The 1,321-nt window shown below is 54.9% G+C and carries 1 rRNA gene; it reads left to right on the forward strand.

The features are described 5' to 3' along the window. A 23S ribosomal RNA gene (locus AC0YN7_RS29675) occupies positions 1–1,321 on the forward strand; the annotation flags it as partial.

The raw sequence follows: 1,321 nt of genomic DNA on the forward strand, positions 1-1,321 counted from the left end.
AAGGCTGGGCTGTGATGGGGAGCGAAAATTATAGTAGCGAAGGTCATGTACTCCGGCTGTCAAGAAAAGCCTCTAGCCAGGTGAAGGTGCCCGTACCGCAAACCGACACAGGTAGGCGAGCAGAGCATGCTAAGGCGCGCGGAAGAACTCTCGTTAAGGAACTCGGCAAAATGACCCCGTAACTTCGGGAGAAGGGGTGCCCCGGTAGTGTGAATAGCACGAGGGGGCCGCAGTGAAAAGGCCCAAGCGACTGTTTAGCAAAAACACAGGTCTGTGCGAAGCCGTAAGGCGAAGTATACGGGCTGACGCCTGCCCGGTGCTGGAAGGTTAAGGGGAGCGGTTAGGGGTAACCCGAAGCTGTGAACCGAAGCCCCAGTAAACGGCGGCCGTAACTATAACGGTCCTAAGGTAGCGAAATTCCTTGTCAGGTAAATTCTGACCCGCACGAATGGCGTAACGACTTGGGCGCTGTCTCAACGAGAGATCCGGTGAAATTTTAATACCTGTGAAGATGCAGGTTACCCGCGACAAGACGGAAAGACCCCATGGAGCTTTACTGTAACTTGATATTGAACTTTGGTACGATCTGTACAGGATAGGTGGGAGCCGTTGAAGCATGAGCGCCAGCTTGTGTGGAGGCAACGTTGGGATACCACCCTGATCGTATCGGAGTTCTAACCTGGAACCATGAAACTGGTTCGGGGACCGTGTCAGGTGGACAGTTTGACTGGGGCGGTCGCCTCCTAAAATGTAACGGAGGCGCCCAAAGGTTCCCTCAGAATGGTTGGAAATCATTCGAAGAGTGCAAAGGCATAAGGGAGCTTGACTGCGAGACCTACAAGTCGAGCAGGGACGAAAGTCGGGCTTAGTGATCCGGTGGTACCGAATGGAAGGGCCATCGCTCAACGGATAAAAGCTACCCTGGGGATAACAGGCTTATCTCCCCCAAGAGTCCACATCGACGGGGAGGTTTGGCACCTCGATGTCGGCTCATCGCATCCTGGGGCTGAAGTAGGTCCCAAGGGTTGGGCTGTTCGCCCATTAAAGCGGTACGCGAGCTGGGTTCAGAACGTCGTGAGACAGTTCGGTCCCTATCTGTCGCGGGCGCAGGAAATTTGAGAGGAGCTGTCCTTAGTACGAGAGGACCGGGATGGACGTACCGCTGGTGTACCAGTTGTTCCGCCAGGAGCACCGCTGGGTAGCCAAGTACGGACGGGATAAGCGCTGAAAGCATCTAAGCGTGAAGCCCCCCTCAAGATGAGATTTCCCAGTATGTAAGACCCCTTGAAGACGACGAGGTTGATAGGTTCGGGGTGGAAGC

This window comes from Paenibacillus sp. J31R122 (assembly GCF_056269185.1).